The organism is Sphingobium fontiphilum, assembly GCF_014196635.1.
Lineage (GTDB): Bacteria > Pseudomonadota > Alphaproteobacteria > Sphingomonadales > Sphingomonadaceae > Sphingobium > Sphingobium fontiphilum.
Map to the genome: position 1 here is coordinate 147,662 of NZ_JACIEB010000002.1, position 14,329 is coordinate 161,990.

The 14,329-nt window shown below is 64.7% G+C and carries 18 protein-coding genes; 10 read left to right on the forward strand and 8 right to left on the reverse strand.

Annotation, left to right across the window (positions count from 1 at the left end):
- Positions 1-64: 64 nt before the first annotated feature.
- The 8 genes from GGR44_RS05005 (at position 65) to GGR44_RS05040 (ending at position 5,158) form a co-directional block, all read left to right on the forward strand.
- On the forward strand, positions 65-769 hold the full coding sequence (locus tag GGR44_RS05005) for a response regulator transcription factor (protein ID WP_183954376.1): 705 nt from the start codon (positions 65-67) through the stop codon (positions 767-769).
- Positions 738-2,342, forward strand: a complete 1,605-nt coding sequence (locus tag GGR44_RS05010) for a sensor histidine kinase (protein ID WP_183954377.1) — start codon at positions 738-740, stop codon at positions 2,340-2,342. Before GGR44_RS05005 ends, GGR44_RS05010 begins: the two co-directional genes overlap by 32 nt.
- Positions 2,343-2,404: 62 nt before the next feature.
- Positions 2,405-2,839, forward strand: coding sequence for an HPr kinase/phosphorylase (locus GGR44_RS05015; RefSeq protein WP_183954378.1), 435 nt, complete (start codon positions 2,405-2,407; stop codon positions 2,837-2,839).
- Positions 2,836-3,768, forward strand: coding sequence for an RNase adapter RapZ (rapZ, locus tag GGR44_RS05020; RefSeq protein ID WP_183954379.1), 933 nt, complete (start codon positions 2,836-2,838; stop codon positions 3,766-3,768). Before GGR44_RS05015 ends, rapZ begins: the two co-directional genes overlap by 4 nt.
- Positions 3,769-3,790: 22 nt before the next feature.
- Positions 3,791-4,192, forward strand: coding sequence for a PTS sugar transporter subunit IIA (locus GGR44_RS05025; RefSeq protein WP_183954380.1), 402 nt, complete (start codon positions 3,791-3,793; stop codon positions 4,190-4,192).
- Entirely contained in the window at positions 4,189-4,464 is a 276-nt protein-coding gene (locus tag GGR44_RS05030) for an HPr family phosphocarrier protein (RefSeq protein ID WP_183954381.1), read from the forward strand. Before GGR44_RS05025 ends, GGR44_RS05030 begins: the two co-directional genes overlap by 4 nt.
- A gap of 122 nt (positions 4,465-4,586) precedes the next feature.
- The gene (locus GGR44_RS05035) at positions 4,587-4,835 is read left to right on the forward strand and encodes an HP1242/YdcH family protein (RefSeq protein WP_183954382.1); all 249 of its coding nucleotides are present in this window, start codon (positions 4,587-4,589) and stop codon (positions 4,833-4,835) included.
- Positions 4,832-5,158 carry a TraR/DksA family transcriptional regulator gene (locus tag GGR44_RS05040; protein ID WP_343052297.1) on the forward strand — a complete coding sequence of 109 codons (327 nt, stop codon included), beginning with the start codon at positions 4,832-4,834 and terminating at the stop codon, positions 5,156-5,158. The genes GGR44_RS05035 and GGR44_RS05040 overlap by 4 nt, the downstream gene beginning before the upstream one ends.
- Before the next feature lie 7 nt (positions 5,159-5,165).
- Here the strand turns inward: GGR44_RS05040 and GGR44_RS05045 are convergent, their stop codons facing one another.
- Complete coding sequence (locus tag GGR44_RS05045; protein WP_183954383.1) at positions 5,166-5,531, reverse strand: Mpo1-like protein; 366 nt, start codon at positions 5,529-5,531, stop codon at positions 5,166-5,168.
- Positions 5,532-5,595: 64 nt separating this feature from the next.
- The gene (gene bla, locus GGR44_RS05050; protein ID WP_183954384.1) at positions 5,596-6,633 is read right to left on the reverse strand and encodes a class A beta-lactamase; all 1,038 of its coding nucleotides are present in this window, start codon (positions 6,631-6,633) and stop codon (positions 5,596-5,598) included.
- 98 nt (positions 6,634-6,731) lie between these two features.
- Here bla and ung point away from each other — a divergent pair, with 98 nt between their 5' ends.
- Entirely contained in the window at positions 6,732-7,430 is a 699-nt protein-coding gene (gene ung, locus GGR44_RS05055; RefSeq protein ID WP_183954385.1) for a uracil-DNA glycosylase, read from the forward strand.
- Between the two features lie 108 nt (positions 7,431-7,538).
- On the opposite strand, the gene rpoZ is transcribed toward ung, so the two are convergent.
- Entirely contained in the window at positions 7,539-7,883 is a 345-nt protein-coding gene (gene rpoZ, locus GGR44_RS05060; protein WP_183954386.1) for a DNA-directed RNA polymerase subunit omega, read from the reverse strand.
- Positions 7,884-8,022: 139 nt separating this feature from the next.
- On the opposite strand from rpoZ, the gene GGR44_RS05065 reads away from it, so the two are divergent.
- The gene (locus tag GGR44_RS05065) at positions 8,023-9,231 is read left to right on the forward strand and encodes a phospholipase D-like domain-containing protein (protein WP_183954387.1); all 1,209 of its coding nucleotides are present in this window, start codon (positions 8,023-8,025) and stop codon (positions 9,229-9,231) included.
- Between the two features lie 8 nt (positions 9,232-9,239).
- Here GGR44_RS05065 and GGR44_RS05070 read toward each other — a convergent pair whose 3' ends face one another.
- The 5 genes from GGR44_RS05070 to ald form a co-directional block, all read right to left on the reverse strand.
- A complete protein-coding gene (locus GGR44_RS05070; RefSeq protein ID WP_183954388.1) occupies positions 9,240-9,800 on the reverse strand; it encodes a hypothetical protein in 561 nt (186 codons plus the stop codon).
- Positions 9,797-11,146, reverse strand: coding sequence for an ATP-binding protein (locus tag GGR44_RS05075; protein WP_183954389.1), 1,350 nt, complete (start codon positions 11,144-11,146; stop codon positions 9,797-9,799). Before GGR44_RS05075 ends, GGR44_RS05070 begins: the two co-directional genes overlap by 4 nt.
- A complete protein-coding gene (locus tag GGR44_RS05080) occupies positions 11,139-11,846 on the reverse strand; it encodes a response regulator transcription factor (RefSeq protein ID WP_183954390.1) in 708 nt (235 codons plus the stop codon). The genes GGR44_RS05075 and GGR44_RS05080 overlap by 8 nt, the downstream gene beginning before the upstream one ends.
- A gap of 92 nt (positions 11,847-11,938) precedes the next feature.
- The gene (locus GGR44_RS05085) at positions 11,939-12,769 is read right to left on the reverse strand and encodes a sulfite exporter TauE/SafE family protein (protein WP_183954391.1); all 831 of its coding nucleotides are present in this window, start codon (positions 12,767-12,769) and stop codon (positions 11,939-11,941) included.
- Positions 12,770-13,127: 358 nt separating this feature from the next.
- On the reverse strand, positions 13,128-14,243 hold the full coding sequence (gene ald / locus GGR44_RS05090; RefSeq protein WP_183954834.1) for an alanine dehydrogenase: 1,116 nt from the start codon (positions 14,241-14,243) through the stop codon (positions 13,128-13,130).
- Positions 14,244-14,329: the final 86 nt, after the last annotated feature.

The following is a 14,329-nucleotide window of genomic DNA, read 5'->3' on the forward strand; positions in this document are numbered from 1 at the left end:
TGCGGGCCGCGACGCCATGGTCTAGTCACGGACGCATCCCTATGCCCGCCCCCTGGAAGCCCGCATGACCGCAACCATCGCTCTGGTGGATGACGACAAGAATATCCTGACGTCGGTGTCGATCGCCCTTCAGGCCGAAGGCTTCATCACGCGCATCTATTCCGATCCGGAAGCCGCCTTGCGCGCCTTGCTCGACAATCCCGCCGACCTCGCCGTGTTCGACATCAAGATGCCGCAGTTGGATGGCATCGAACTGTTGCGCAGGCTTCGCGAAAAAAGCCAGATGCCGGTTATCTTCCTGACGTCCAAGGCCGATGAGCTGGACGAGGCGCTGGGCCTCGCCATGGGCGCCGACGATTATATCGCCAAGCCATTTTCCCAACGGCTGCTGATCGCCCGCATCCGCGCCATTTTACGCCGTGCGGAGGTCAGCAAAACGCCGCCTTCGGCCGAAGAACCGCCATCCGAACCGATCATTCGGGGGCGGCTGGAGATGGACCCCCCACGCCACCGGGTGAAGTGGAGCGGGAAAGACGTGACCCTCACCGTCACCGAATTTCTGATCCTGGAAACGCTGGCCATGCGCCCCGATGTGGTGAAAAGCCGCAACCAGTTGATGGACGCCGCCTATCAGGATGATGTCTATGTCGACGACAGGACCATCGACAGCCATATCAAGCGTCTGCGGCGCAAATTCCGCGAGATTGACCCTGAATTCAACGCAATCGAAACTCTCTATGGCGCTGGCTATCGTTTTTCGGAGAGCTGACGAACCGGACGTCGCCTTGCGATGGTCGGGGCGCGTCAGCCTGACGCCACGGATTTTGGCGGTCAACATCTTCGCGCTGGCGCTGCTGGCCGGCGGGTTCTTTTATCTCGACAGTTATCGCACCCGCATCGTCGACGACCGGCTGGACCAGTCGGCGCGCGAATTATCGCTGCTATCGGTCGGCTTGCAATATGCGCGGCCCGACCAGCAGGCGGCTCTGGTCCGCGCCTATGCCCGCAGAACAGGCGACCGCGTTCGCCGCTATCGTCCCGATGGCCGGTTGATGAACGACAGCTTCGACATGGACGCGCCACGTTATCGGTTGCGTCAGCCGTCAGAGGAAAGCTGGCAGCGCCATGTCGCGCGCTTTCTGGACAAGGTGATGGACCGCGCGGTCTTTGCCGATCGTCCACCCAATTTCATCGAACCGGCCGTCGACCGGGCGGAAAACTGGCCGGAAGTGGTGGCGGCCCGCCAGACCGGCAAGCCTGCCGCCTATAATCGCTATGCACCCGACCGCACCTTCATGATTTCGGCGGCAGTCATCATGCCCGATGGCGGCGCCCTGCTGGCGACGGAAAATGCGCGGGACATCACCCGCACAGTTCGGGCCGAGCGACTGCGCCTGGGCATGGTGCTCGCCGCCGCTGTTCTCGCATCGATCCTGCTTTCGCTGTTCCTGGCGCGGACCATCGTGTCGCCGCTGCGCAAGCTGGCCCGCGCCGCGATCCGGGTGCGCCTGGGCCGCGCGCGCGAGGTCACCGTGCCCCGCCTGCCCGCCCGACGCGACGAGATCGGGATGCTGGCCCGCGCCCTGTCGGACATGAGCCAGGCGCTGCGCCACCGAATCGACGCCACCGACGCCTTCGCCGCCGATGTCAGCCATGAACTGAAAAACCCGATCGCTTCCCTGCGCTCCGCCCTCGACTCGCTCGACCGGATCGATGCAGTCGCCCGGCCGGACCTGCGCGAACAGTTGATGGCCATCGCCCGGGACGATGTGCGTCGGCTCGACCGGCTGGTTACCGACATTGCCGAAGCGTCGCGCATCGACGCGCAACTCTCGCGCACACGATTTGAACCCGTCGACATCGGGATGCTGATCGAACGCATGGTCGTCGCCCGTGAAGCACGCGGCGTGCCGCGCGGCGTCCGCATCGCCTTTGCCCGCCCGCGCCGGGATTTGGCGGTAGTGATGGGCGAGGAACAGCGACTGGTCCGGGTGCTGGAAAACCTGATCGACAACGCCGTCTCCTTCTCTCCCGACAACGGGCTGGTCCAGATCGTCGCCACAGTCGCCAACGACGAAGTGCTGGTGCGGGTCGAGGATGAAGGCCCCGGCGTCCCCGAGGCGGAGCGCGAAACCGTATTCCGCCGCTTCCACAGCGTTCGCCCGGCGGACGAAGCCTTTGGCAAGCACAGCGGCCTTGGCCTCGCCATCGCCCGCTCCATCGTGGAGGGGCATCAGGGCCGGATCAGCATCGCCGATCGCGAGGATGCCCGGCAGGGCGCCTGCTTCATCGTGCACCTGCCCATGGCGCTCGCCAGGGATCCCGGCATCGCCCCGGATTGAAACGCCGCCGACAGGTTAACGCCATTTCTACCGCCGCCGATAATGGCTAGACTGGACGAATAATGGTTCGCGCCCTGTCCTATGAGTCCATCCATGCAACGGCGGTCGCCATTGGCGGACGCACGATCCTGCTGTCCGGGCCAAGCGGCGCGGGGAAATCGGACCTCGGCCTGCGCCTCATCGACCGCGGCGCGCGCCTGGTCAGCGATGACTATACGCTGCTTCGACGGCAGGGATCGGCCTTGCTGGCGTCGCCCCCGACGACCATAGCGGGACATATGGAAGTGCGCGGCGTCGGCCTTATGACCATGGGATATGACAGCGACGTCCCCGTCGCCCTGATCGTAGAACTGACGGACGTGGTGGAACGCTTGCCTGCGGACCCGGAGCGCCGGGTGATTGCGGGCGTGGCCATCCCCGTCGTGCGCCTGTCGCCGCTCGAACCTTCCGCCCCGATCAAGGTGGAAATGGCGCTGCAACGATTTGGCGTCGCATGACCCAGCCAAAGACCATATTGCTGCTTTCGGGCCTGTCGGGCGCGGGCAAGACCACCGCGCTTAAGACTTTGGAGGATATGGGGTGGGAGGTTGTCGACAATCTGCCCCTCGTGCTGCTTGACCGGCTGCTCGACACGCCCTTGCCCGAAGGCCATGAAGGTGCGCAGGAACGCCCGATCGCGCTGGGCATCGACGCGCGCACGCGCGGCTTCGACGCAAACGCCATCGTCCAGCGAATCAAGGCGCTGCGCGAACGCCATGGCCATGACATCGAAACCCTGTTCCTGGACTGCGCGGGCGTGGAACTGGAGCGCCGCTTCGCCGAAACCCGCCGCCGCCACCCTCTTGCGCAGGACCGCCCCGCCGCCGACGGCATAGCGCGCGAGCGGGAAATCACCGAACCGCTGCGCCGCTGGGCCACCCATGTCATCGACACGACGGCGATGAGCAGCAACGCCCTGCAACAGGAAATCCGCACCCGTTTCGGCCAGCAACGCTCATCCGATCCGGTGCTGACCATCCTCTCCTTCGGCTATTCGCGCGGGATGCCGCGCAATGCCGACCTGGTTTTCGACATGCGGTTTCTGCGCAACCCGCATTGGGACGACGCCCTGCGTCCGCTGACCGGCCAGGATGAAAGGGTAGCCGCCTATATCGCGCAGGATCCGGCCTATGAGGACGCGGTCGGCCGGATTGAACAACTGCTCTGCGTCCTGCTGCCGCGCTATGCGGAGGGGGGCAAGGCTTATATCACCATCGCCTTCGGCTGCACCGGAGGACGCCATCGTTCGGTTCATGTCGCTGAACGTATCGCCAGCCACTTGCAAGACGCGGGCTTTTCGCCCACGGTCTCGCACCGCAATATGGAATCAGCGCCCCAGGACGCCCTGGAGAAGCGCCGAACGGGAGGCCCGAAAGCAAAATCATGAAGCAAAGGGGCCGCCTCAACCGATGATCGGATTAGTCCTTGTCACCCATGGCGCGCTGGCGACGGAATTCGTCGTGGCGATGGAACATGTGGTCGGCCCGCAACAGCAGATCGCAACGATCTGCATCGGCCCTGAAGACGATATGGAATTGCGCCGAGCGGACATCGCCGCCGCGGTCGAGCGCGTCAATGACGGTTCGGGCGTCATATTGCTGACCGACCTGTTCGGCGGCACGCCGTCCAATCTCGCCATATCGCTGCTGAAGGCCGGCGAAATCGAAGTCATCGCGGGCATCAACCTGCCCATGCTGATCCGCCTGGAAAGCGCGCGCAAGGTCATGGACGTGCGCGCAGCCGTCGCCGCCGCACGCGAAGCGGGCCAGAAATATATCAGCGTTGCATCGGAACTCTTGGGTAGCACATGACGGACGAAATCAGTCGGCAGGTCAGGATCAGCAACCGACGCGGGCTTCATGCGCGGGCGAGCGCAAAGTTCGTGACTCTGGCCAGCGGGCTGCCCGCGCCCGTCACGGTCAGCAAGGATGGATCGGAAGTCACCGGCACCTCCATCATGGGCCTGATGATGCTTGGTGCGGCGATGGGCGACCATATCGTCATTCGCGCCGCCGGCCCCGATGCCGAACATACGGTCGGCCAACTAGTCGCCCTGGTCGAGGACAAGTTCGGCGAGGAATGATCCCGCCACGGGGCTGACCATAAGGACTTTATCGTAACGACGCGGCGCCATCCTCCTGTCAATCTGCCTTTCGACGCTTCCCGATGACAGGAAGCGCGAGACGAGAGTGGAAGGACATATCAATGAGCGAAATGGGCCACGACCTGCACAGCATGTTCCCGCAGGCGCAGGCGGCGCTGCACGCGCTGAAGGTCGACAATCCTCATTTCCGTGTGCTGGCGGATCGGTACCATGATCTGACCCGCGAAATCGTGCGCGCCGACAGCGGCGAAGCGCCGATGGGCGACGACATGCTGGAGCAGTTCAAGAAGGAACGGCTGGCGCTGCTGGATGAAGTCGCCGCGCTGATCGCCGAACGGGCGGAAGCGTGAGCCCCGATCTGGCGACAATACGCGCGCGACTGTCTGATCGTCGCGCGCAGTTGCTCGCCCATGTCGCCAGCCTTGAGGCCGATCTGGGCCAACCCATGGAAGCCGACTTTGCCGAACAGGCTGTCGAGCGCGAGGATGATGAGGCTCTCGACCGGCTTTCCCGGGTGGAACTGGCCGAAATCGGCCAGATCGACCGGGCTATCGAGCGCATCGATCAGGGCGCTTATGGCGTCTGTATCGAATGCGGCGAGCCCATCGCGCCGGCACGGCTTGCCGCCCTACCCGAAGCGGCGATGTGCATGGAGTGCGCAACCGGTCGTTGAACGCCGTTCAACCAGCGATCCGTCGTGCGGGGTCGACCCGGCCATCGGGGCCAACCCCGGCACGGCGCAGGTCGCGGGACATGTGACCAACGATGAAGCGATACCACATCAGGAAATCCGCGCCGAGCGACCATAGGGGGTAGCGGAACGTCGCCGGCCGGTTCCGTTCGCACCAATAATGCCCGATCCAGGCAAAGCCATATCCCGCGACCGGCAGGCTGAGCGTCAGATACCAATGCCCCTGGCACAGCATCATCACCATGATTCCAACGACCAGGGATGTGCCCACATAATGCAGCGCCCGCGTTGAAGGGCGCGCATGTTCCTGAAGATAATAGAGCCAGAAGTCCCCGAATCGGGTAATGCGCACCATCCTCGTCCTTTCATTATGGCGTCAGTTTAAATGAAGGTGGCGGTCGCGTTAAGTGTCCTTCCGATCAGGCGCCTGTATGATCGGCCGAAAAGAGAAAATAATCATAAGCGGCGCGGGCCGCGTGCGCCATGACTTGATCGCGCGCCTCATGCCCCTTGTAATCCTTCATCACATAGACGCTGATCGCAAAAATCTGACCATCGGGCATGGTGACAAGGCCGACATCCGCGCCCAGACCGTTGAGCGACCCGGTCTTGTGCGCCACGGTCGCGCCCGGCGGCAACATGCCCGCCAGGCGTTTCGCGCCGGTGCGGCACCGCTCCATGATCGACAGGAAAATCGATGTGCTCTGTGGCGTCAGCAGCTTGCCCGTCCGCAACGCGACAAGCAGGTCCGCCATGGCGCGCGGCGTCGTGCTGTCACGCGGATCAGAAGCGAACGCCATGTTCGGCATGTCATGCGCGTCCCGTTCTCGCAGGGCGGGGTCGGCCGCCAGCGCCGCGTTGACATTGGCCTGGAACGCGCCGCTCGGCGGATTGATGCCCATCGCGCGATAGAGAAGCTGGGCGGTGTTGCTGTCGACGCGCAGCCCCTGCACCCCGGCGGCCTTCACCCAATCATTGACGGCCCCGGCCCCGCCCGCCAGCGCGACAAGCACATCGGTCGCGCTGTTGTCGCTGCGCGTCAGCATCAGGTCGAGCAGATTATAGACGGACAGAGCCGCGCCCGAATGCGGGAGAAGGTCGGCAATCCCGCCCGAACTCATCAGCGCCCGATCTACGGTCACGACCTGTTGCAGGCTGATGGCGCCAGCGTCGATCATCGAGAAGATCTTGCCCGCGACGGCCACCTTGTATGTCGACGCCATCGGAAACAGGGTGTCGCCGTTGAACGACAGCGTCTGGCCGGTCGAAAGATTGTGGACGGCGACACCGACCGTTCCGTCGGAAAGCCCCGCAAAGCGCTGCATTTCCGATTGCCAGCGGGCGTCGGCCGTATCCTGCCAGACGGGACGTTCAGGGCCGAAGGCGTCGGCCGTCGGCAGCGGCGTCGCATAGAAGCCAAGGGCAAGGACGATGGCGAACAGGCTGGCGGGCTTCATCCCATCCGTTCTTCCCGATCCGCGCCGCAACGGCAAGCCTGTTTACCGCACTGCGGCAGCAATTGACTTGGCCGGCGCCTTGGGGCCATCACCATGCCATGAGCGACGCCATCAAACTGGACGAAAGCTGGCGCACGCCGCTGGCCCCCGAATTTGTCGCGCCGCATATGCAGGCGCTCAAACAGTTTCTGGTTGCTGAAAAGGCGCAGGGAAAGCATATTTTCCCGCGCGGCAGCGAATATTTCCGCGCCATGGACTTGACGCCGCTGGACAAGGTCAAGGTGGTGATATTGGGGCAAGACCCCTATCATGGACAGGGGCAGGCGCACGGCCTGTGCTTCAGCGTCCAGCCCGGCGTCCGCACACCGCCATCGCTGGTCAACATCTACAAGGAATTGAGGGCCGATCTGGGCATCGAACCCGCGCGTCACGGTTTCCTTGAACATTGGGCGCGACAGGGCGTCCTGCTGCTCAACAGCGTGCTGACCGTGGAAATGGGCAAGGCCGCATCGCATCAGGGCAAGGGATGGGAAAAATTCACCGATGCGGTCATCCGCCTGGTCAATGAACGGCCCGATCCGGTCGTGTTCATGCTGTGGGGCGCCTATGCGCAGCGCAAGGCCGCCTTTGTCGACGCCAGCCGCCATCTGGTGCTGAAGGCCGCCCACCCTTCGCCACTGTCGGCGCATAACGGCTTTCTGGGGTGCCGCCATTTTTCCCGCGCCAATGCGTTCCTCACGGAAAAGCGGCGCGGCGCGATCGACTGGGCGTTGCCGCCGGTCGGCGCCCCCGCCTGAACATTCAGGCTGGAAAAGCCTGGGCAACTGCGCCATCCGCCCAAAATGGCGAGGCCCGGTCCCGCTTGCGCGGGCCGGGCCTCTTTCCCTCTCCAAACCGGTCAGGGCTCAGCCGTCGTAGTCGCCGCCAATATTCTGGTTGCGCGGCGGAGCGGCGGCGGTCAGGCGCAGGGCCTCCGCGGACTGGGCGATGGAACCGATTTCGTCCGGCGTATCGTCGTCGTCGATCTGCACCTTCTGGAGCGATCCGACGAGCGAGTCATGCAGTTCGACCGGCAGGATGGTTTCTTCCGCGATCTCGCGCAGCGCGACGACCGGATTTTTATCGCGGTCACGATCAACGGTAAGTTCTGCGCCGCCGGAAATTTCACGGGCGCGCTGCGCAGCGAGCAGAACGAGGTCAAAGCGGTTGGTAACCTTGTCGACGCAATCTTCGACAGTAACGCGGGCCAATAGGGCCTCCTGAAATTCTGGTAGGATTCGTGGCTTAAGCGCCTAGCATCAGCCCCGATGCAAGTCAATGATTGCGCGGTGTTCGCTCCGGCCAATATTGCGCTTGGCCCCCTATGCCAACAAAGGGCATGAAGGCGCAATGACGGCCGACGCCCCCCTCGCTGCCAGCGGATCGACGCAAGGCCACGCGCCGCTGGTCCATCATGTGCAGGGCAACAGGCTGACCATGATCGACAATGGACCGGCGATCCGCGACGCGCTGGTCGCCCTGATCGACGGCGCCCATCAGTCGCTCAAACTCTATTATTATATCTTCGCCGCGGACGGCAGCGGCGCGCTGGTGCTGGACCGCCTGATGGCCGCATGTCGGCGGGGCGTGGCCGTGACCCTGATGGTCGACGCTTTCGGCAGCGGCCGCACGCCCACCGCCTTCTTTGATCAACTGGTGCAGGCGGGCGGCCAGTTCCACTGGTTCGGCGCCCGTCGTTCCACACGGTATCTGATCCGCAACCATCAGAAGATGGCCATTGCCGACGACAGCCGCGTAATGATCGGCGGGTTCAACGTCGCCGACGATTATTTTGCGGAAAAGGACGGATGGCGCGATCTCGCCCTGATCGTGGAAGGCCCGCAAACGGAAGCCATGGTGCGCTGGTATGGTCAGCTCTGGCGATGGGCATCGACCCGGGGACAGCGGTTCCGCACCTTGCGCCGCATGGTGCGCGGCTGGCAGCCGACATTGCACCATGATCCCAAATCCGCCTTCCGCTGGCTGATCGGCGGGCCGACCCGGCTGCTCAGCCCCTGGGCGAAGGCGGTGAAGCATGATCTGGAGCATGGCCGCCGGGTCGACATGGTCATCGCCTATTTCTCGCCCGGTCAGGGCATGTTGCGACGCATCGGCCGGACGGCGCGGCGCGGCCATGCCCGGTTGATCCTGCCCGAGCGGTCCGACAATGGCGCGACCGTCGCCGCCGCCCGCCTTCTCTATGGCCCATTATTGCGCCGTGGCGTGCAGATCCGCGAATATCAGCCCTGCAAGCTGCACATGAAGTTGCTTGTCATCGACGACGCAACCTTCATCGGTTCCGCCAATTTCGACATGCGCAGCCTGTTCCTCAATCTGGAACTCATGCTGCGGATCGACGACTGCGGCTTTGCCGCCGCCATGCGGCATCGCGTCGACCAATATGCCGATCAAAGCCGCCCGGTCAGCCTGCAATCCCATGTCGAAGGCCGCGGTCTGCTGACGCTCGCCAAGCAGTGGATCAGCTATTTCCTGGTCGGCGTGCTCGACTATACGGTCACGCGCCGCCTCAACTTCCGCAACAACGGCCAGCCGCGCTGATAGTCGCCTCACTTCATTGTCAGGAAAAAGGCCGCCGGGCGCGGGCCTTCATTTTCGATGGTGATGGCGTAACGGTCCGTGAATACCGGCATCCATGCGCATTCGGCCCCCTGCCCGACGATGGATTTGGTGCACAGCGTCGTGCCATCCATGCCCTTGACGCTGACGGACAAGGCCGCTTCGCCATCCACCGGGGCGACGGCGATCCGCGCAGGCTGCCCCGCGAGGAAGAGTTGCTTCACGCTGAAGCTGTCCCCTCCCGCGAGCGCGCCGCGCTTGTAGGCGGGGCCAAGCGCCGCCCCGCGATAGGTGGCGTCCGAAGGCAGGGTCGCACCATGACCGGTGGCCTCCTGCGTCCACTCCGCGGCCAGGTCGACCTCGCCCTCCGCCGGGTGTGCGCCCAGCAGGCGCAATGCCTGGCCCGCGCGCAGCAGGGCGGCATAATCGCCCTGTCCCCGCGCCGCTTCCCCGGCGGCCAGCGTTTGCAACACGGCGTCTCCAGCCGCAGGCGGCTGCGCTGCGGCCGCGCCAGACAGGCCAAGGAAAATCGCGGCGGCGATGGACTTCATGTCGTTTCTTCCCCCAACACCCTGAAGCGCGCGCCGGGCGCGGCATCGCTGACCTCGATATGCAGGGCATGACGTTCGGCGATGGCCTTGGCAAGCGCCAACCCCAGTCCATGCCCCACGCCCTGCTGCGGATTGATCCGGGTATAGCGCTCGAAGATACGCTCCCGGTCCTCCGGGGCGATGCCCTTGCCATTGTCCTCGACCATGATCTGCGGCCCGGGCGCTATGGTGAACACGACCGTCCCGCCCGGCGGCGCATGGCGGAAAGCGTTGTCGAGCAGGTTGGACATAAGGCGCGACATCTGCATCGGGTCGCCCCGCATGGTCACGCCCGGCGCGATCATCGCGCGAAAACCGATGCCCATATCCTCGGCACTGGCGGTATAAAGATCGGCCAGCGCATCGGCCAGATCGCTGAGGTCGATCTCCTCCAGGCCGCGCATGTCGCCGCGCATCGCCTCCGTCCCCGCAATATCCAGCAGCGAATCGAGAAGGCGGACAACGCCCCTGATTTCCTCACGGGACTGGCCCAGCATGGCCGCCAGAGCGGGATCGGCCGTGCATTCCAAAGCCCGCAATATCCGCGTATCGAGATGCATCAGCGGCGTCCGGATTTCATGCGCGGTCTGATCCGACACGGCTCGCTGCGCCTCGATCAGGCGACCGATCTGGTCCAGCGCGGCGTTGCTGTGCCCGGCAAGCGTCCCCAGTTCGTCGCGCTCGCCATGTTCGGGGACGCGCGCCTCGATCCTGCCGTCGCGCACCGCAGCGAAGGTGGCGTTCACCGCCTCCACCCGACTGCGCAGCCGCCGAGCAGCCAGATGCCCGGCGAACAGGCTGACCAGCGCCACCAAGGCGCCGGCGGAAGCAAAAGCCGTCGCCAGACGACGGCGCAGACTCTCTCCCCGCCGGTCGCTGCGCCCGACGACCAGACGGCTGTCCGGCCCCAATATCGTGGCGCGCGCGAAAACCGGCTCGCCATCGGGCAAGGTCACGAAGCGCGCCTCCGACACATCGGCCGACAGGTCGGGCCAGCGCGTCAGGTTCCCCGCAAGTCGCCGTCCGCGCCCGTCCGTCACCAAATAGAAGGCGCGCTCGCCATCGATCCGCTCGACCGACAGCCGATCGGCAATGCGGGCGGTGAGTTCTGCTGGACCGCCGCTGACATAGATGTCGGCCAGTCCCGCCAGATCGGTGTCGACCTCGCGCCCCAGCATGGCGCGGGCGTCGGCCCGCACGATCTGATCGACGATGGCGAACAGGATCAGCGTCGAAACCAGGCTGACGAGCAGGGCCGACAAGGTGACCCGCCCGAACACCGACCGGAACAGGCCGAAGTCAGGCACCGCCCGGCTCCGCCGCGATCAGCCGGTATCCCGTGCCCCACACGGTTTCCAGCACCGGCGCGTCAAACCCTTCCTCCAACTTGCGGCGCAGGCGGCCGACATTGACGTCCACGACATTGGTCTGCGGATCGAAGCTCAGCTTCCAGACATGGCGCAGCAGCATTTCGCGCGTCACCACCTCCCCAGCATGTTCCATCAGATAACGGAACAGTTCGAATTCCTTGGGCGACAGCGGCAGGTGCCGACCCTGCCGCCATGCCGTCCGCGCCTTCAAATGGCATTCCAGGTCTCCGTGCAGCAGCACCGCGCCATGTTGCTGGTTGCCCGCCCGGCGCCAGAGGGCGCGAACGCGGGCGACCAGTTCGACCGGCTCGAACGGCTTGGTCAGATAATCGTCGACACCGCTTTCCAGTCCCTCCACTCGATGTTCCGCGCGCCCCAGCGCCGACAGCATCAGCACCGGCGCACCGACACCCGCGCTCCGAAGCCTGGTGATGATGTCGATGCCCGACAGAGTGGGCAGCATGCGGTCGAGAATGATGACGTCATAACGGCCCGCCGCCGCGCGGCGCAGCCCTTCGCCGCCGTCGGCCGCATGGTCGACCCGCATCGACGCGGCGTTCAATATCGCGATCACATTCGCCGCCTGCGACGGGTCGTCCTCGGCCAGCAGAACGGCGATCTGTGCGCTATCGTCCATAATCATACCCCCCGCCGTCGCAGATAGCGGGGCGGGGGGCCAGTGACAAAGCCTGTTACTGTTGCAGGCGGAAACAGCCCCTATTGGCTTCTTCAGACCTTGAGGCCGTTGCGCAGCATCAAAGCGCCGATGATGAGCAGATAGACGCCAAAGATCTTCTTGAGCGGACCGGCCGGCAGGCTGTGCGCGGCAGCGACGCCCAGCGGCGCGGTCAGCATCGACATGGACGAAATGGCCAGCGTCGCGGGAATGTTGATATAGCCCAGCGAACCCCAGGGAAGGCCGCCCTCCTTCAGGCCGATGATCGCGAAACCGATGGTGGTCGGAATGGCGATCAGGGTGCCGACGCCCGAAGCGGTGGCGATGGCGCGGTGGATGGAGCGGCCGCACAGCGTCATCACCATGATGGCGATGGTGCCGCCGCCAATACCCAGCAGTGAGGAAAAGGTGCCAAGCCCCCCGGCGATGCCGACGCGCGTCAGGCCCGACGGCATGGTGTCGCTCAGCACCTTGCCGCTGACCCGGGGCAGCAGGAAGTTCAGCGACATCAGGAGGACGCCGCAACCGAATATCATCTTCAGCGTGCGCCCGTCGACATGGCTGGCCAAAAGAACGCCCGCGCCGCAGCCCAGGATGATCCATGGCGCCCAGTTCTTGAGCACTTCGAACTCCACCGCCCCGCGCTTCGAGTGCGCCATCAGCGACCGGATGGATGTGACGATAATGGTCGCCGCCGACGTGCCGATGGCGACATGGGCGATGGCGTCCTTCGTCCCGCCCAGCAGCGGCAGCACGACGAGCAGCGCGGGCACGACGACAAAACCCCCGCCAATACCGAAAATGCCCGCCGCGAAACCAGCCAGCAGGCCAGCGGCCAGCATGGCGACAAGCGGCGCCAGCCAGGTCGTCAAATCAGCCGACATCAGCGCCCTCCCTTCCGGCCAATGCCACGATCACGCGCGTTTGGCGCGCGCATGTTGCTGTCATCGCCTGTGTTTATGAAGGCGGCGAATGCGGAAGTGTCGAGCATGATGTTGAACTTGCCTCTCTGCGGCGGAACCAATCTGCATAGGAGCATGTAATCATATCCCCTGCCCAGCTAGACGAACAAAGGGTGGGAACCCGCACCCCTTTATCCCAAAGCCCCGGATCGACGCATGGCGAATCCCGGAAATGCCTGGCCGCTCGCCGTCGAAAAAAAGAGAGGCGCCGGTTCCGCGGGAAGAACCGGCGCCGACCTCGCGGACGGGCGCCGGCCCGCCCAAAAATGCTTTGCCTGGTTCAGGCGATGGCCTCATCCGCCGCCGTGTAGGGCAATCCCAGGTCGTCAGCGACCGCGCGATAGGTAACCTTTCCTTCCCACACATTCAGCCCCGCCAGCAGGTGCGGATCGCGCGCCAGCGCCGCCTTCCAACCCAAGTCCGCGATGCGCAGCGCATGGGGCAGCGTGACATTGTTCAGCGCATAGGTGCTGGTTCGCGCGACCGCGCCGGGCATGTTGGCGACGCAATAATGGACAATGCCTTCGACGATATAGGTCGGATCGGCATGCGTGGTCGCATGGCTGGTTTCGAAACAACCGCCCTGATCGATGGCGACATCGACCAGCACCGCGCCCTTCTTCATGCTCTTGAGCATATCGGCGCTGACCAGCTTGGGCGTGGCCGCCCCGGGGATCAGCACCGCGCCGATGACCAGATCGGCCTCGGCCACACATTCGGCCAGATTGGCGCGATTGGAAAAGCGGGTCTTGGCCCGCGCCTCGAAATGGATGCCCAGCTTTTCCAGAACTTCGGGATTACGGTCGAGGATCGTCACGTCCGCGCCGAGGCCCGCCGCCATCTGCGCCGCGTTGAAACCGACGACGCCGCCGCCGATCACAGCGACCTTCGCCGGCAACACGCCGGGCACCCCACCCAGCAGCACGCCGCGACCGCCATTCGCCTTTTCCAGCGCGGTCGCCCCCGCCTGAATCGACATGCGCCCCGCCACCTGGCTCATCGGCTTCAACAGCGGCAGGCCGCCTGCGGCGTCCGTCACCGTTTCATAGGCGATGCAGGTCGCCCCGCTGGCGATCAGGTCGCGGGTCTGTTCCGGGTCGGGCGCAAGGTGGAGATAGGTGTAGAGTATCTGCCCGGGGCGCAGCATGGCCCGTTCGACCGGCTGCGGTTCCTTGACCTTCACGATCATCTCGACCTTTGCGAACACTTCAGCCGCGGCGGCGACAATCGTCGCCCCTGCCCGCTCATAGAGCGCGTCATTCGCTCCAATCCCCTCGCCCGCGCCGCTTTCCACCAGAACGGCGTGCCCATGCGCCGCCAGTTCGTGGACGCTCTCGGGGGTCAAGCCGACCCGATATTCGTGATTCTTGATTTCCTTCACAGTGCCGACGATCATCATGCTCTCCATGTCGATGGCGGGCGATCGCGCCTGGCTCAATCATCGGCCATGCCGCTGAAGCGCCCCATGGTCGCAACATACCG